Here is a 2204-nt window from a genome sequence, read left to right as displayed (position 1 = left end):
GAGCATTTCCCAAAACCCGTGCCGGGTGAATCGGGACATGCAATTCAGGCTAGGCTGCCGCGCATCGGCTGTCAACGCGGCTAATGATTCGGACTTTCAAAGGGTCTAGCGCGCATTTGTGGCGGATTTGGCATAATGGCTGAAAACCCTGTCATGGAGGACCATTGGCCAAGTCGATTGCTGTTGAGAATGAAACTGAAGCCCTGATCGCCCTGCAGGCCCTGGAGACCTACCGGGCCTTGCAGAAGGCGGTGAAGGATGCCCCGCACGGGCACGGGCTGGCGTTCACCGAAGCGGTGGTTCACGACAAAGGCTTTGAGCACCTGCGAACGATGTATCAGGCAGCGCTTCAGGAACATCCTGAAGCGCAAAAAAAGGGGTCTGCTCTTTGACCTGTGCGTGTGAGAAGCGGTCCTCGTTCAGACGTGCGACGCCCAAGCAGATTCTCACGACGGTTGGACATGTCCAGGTGTCGCGTCGTTACTACGCGTGCCGGGGTTGCAAGGCGACGCAACTGCCGTGGGATGTATGGGCGGGGTTGGACGCGATCCAGGTTACGCCGCATGCGCGGAAGATGATCACCACCGTCGCGACGGCGTGGTCGTTCGATCGCGCCAGCGTCAAGCTCAAAGACATCTGCCACATGAACGTCAGTGATGACACGATCGAGCGGGTGTGTCAGCACGAAGGCGAACAGGTCCGCACGTGGCTGCGTGGCAGCGAGCAGACGACCCAGGCGTTTGAAAAAGCGGCCGGCGATCCGGAGATATACAGCGACGGATTGAAAGTGAACACGACCGGCGGATGGCGAGAAATGCGGCTGAATCTGCTGCAAAAGCGTGAGCGGGCTGACCCGGCGGCCCCCGAGCAATGGAAGGACCGCGTGCTGCCCGAAGCGAGCGTTCGGCTGGCGAGTTGCGCGATCGCGGACGCACGCCTGGTGGGCGCGATGTGGAAGCGCTGGAGCGAGCGGATGGGGTTGGAGGACTCGTCGGAACTGAGCGTGATCGCCGACGGCGCGTCATGGATCTGGGACCAGGCGCATCAGCGTTTGAGTCCTCATGCCAGTTGGTGTGTCGATGTGTATCATGTGAGCGAAGACCTTCACAAATGCGCGCGGGCGATGCGGGGCGAAGGCCAAGCGGCGCGGTCCTGGGCAGAGACGGAGTTGCAAGAACTGATCAAGATCGGCGGGCCGAAGTACATTGGGCGATTGGACCGGGTGATCGCCGGCACGACCGACGTAAAGCACGTCCAAGCCTTGAACGCCTTGCGTGTGTATCTGGACGGGAACCGCGATCGAATGTGGTACGCGCAGCGACTGGCCGAGGGCAAACCCATCGGCAGGGGCGCGATCGAAGGGGCGTGTAAGAAGGTCGGGGCGAGGCTGAAACTGAACAGTGCCCGATGGCGTGTTCAACGAGCCGAGCGATTTGGCGCATTGCTGTGTCTGGACTACGCCGGGCAATCCAGAAACTATTGGTCATCCCGGGCCGCCTGATCGCCACAAAGATGCGTTAGACCCTGGGCGCTTCGCCGTTGCACCATCGTTTCCACATCATGCGATATGCCGACTCGAAATCGCGGGCGAAGCTCCGGCCGTCCATGAGCCGTGATTCTTCGATTCGCTTGCGCAGCGGTGCTCCGCGAAGCTGGGCAAGTTTTGATCGATCCTCTGCCATTTGAATGGCTAGATTCACATATTCGCGCGGGCTGCTCGCGATGAACTCGGTCAAACCAAGGTTGGTCAGCAGACTCAATCCCGCGCGTGAATATCCCGCGCGGCCCGCAAGAGTTACGAATGGCACTCCCATCCACAGAGAATCGAAATTAGTTGTGTGGCCGTTGTAGGTGAACGTATCCAGTACAAGATCGATGCGATCGTAAAGCCTCAGATAATCGCGGCGCGACTGCCTGGGGGCAAAGTCGATCCGATCAGCGGAGACACCCAGCCGCGCCAGCACGCGCTGGCGCGGCTCGCCCGGCGGGGCGACCAGGATCATTCGCGAGTTGGGCAGCGCGGCGAGAATTTCCGACCAAAGCGCAAGGATCACGTCGTTGACCTTGATGAAACTGTTGGGGCAGCCAAAGGTGATGTGTCCGCTTGTTTCCAGCGGCGGCACGCCGACCGGCGGCACGTCAAATTTCGAGCTGTAGCACCAGAAACAGTGCGGCAGCCGAACGGACTGTTCGGAATAGAATTC

Annotated in this window: 3 protein-coding genes; 2 read left to right on the top strand and 1 reads right to left on the bottom strand. The window is 60.2% G+C overall.

Translation table 11 applies throughout. The features are described 5' to 3' along the window. Positions 1 to 164: 164 nt before the first annotated feature. Positions 165 to 392 carry a hypothetical protein gene (locus VGN12_25470; GenBank protein ID HEY4312825.1) on the top strand — a complete coding sequence of 76 codons (228 nt, stop codon included), beginning with the start codon at positions 165 to 167 and terminating at the stop codon, positions 390 to 392. A gap of 77 nt (positions 393 to 469) precedes the next feature. Next, the gene (locus VGN12_25465; GenBank protein ID HEY4312824.1) at positions 470 to 1501 is read left to right on the top strand and encodes a hypothetical protein; all 1032 of its coding nucleotides are present in this window, start codon (positions 470 to 472) and stop codon (positions 1499 to 1501) included. A gap of 16 nt (positions 1502 to 1517) precedes the next feature. On the opposite strand, the gene VGN12_25460 is transcribed toward VGN12_25465, so the two are convergent. Then, positions 1518 to 2204: hypothetical protein (locus VGN12_25460; GenBank protein HEY4312823.1), on the bottom strand; the 687-nt coding region annotated here is incomplete at its 5' end.

It is taken from the genome of Pirellulales bacterium, assembly GCA_036499395.1.
In the GTDB taxonomy this organism is placed as follows: Bacteria; Planctomycetota; Planctomycetia; order Pirellulales; family JACPPG01; genus JACPPG01.
This window is presented reverse-complemented; position numbering and strand designations above follow the sequence as displayed.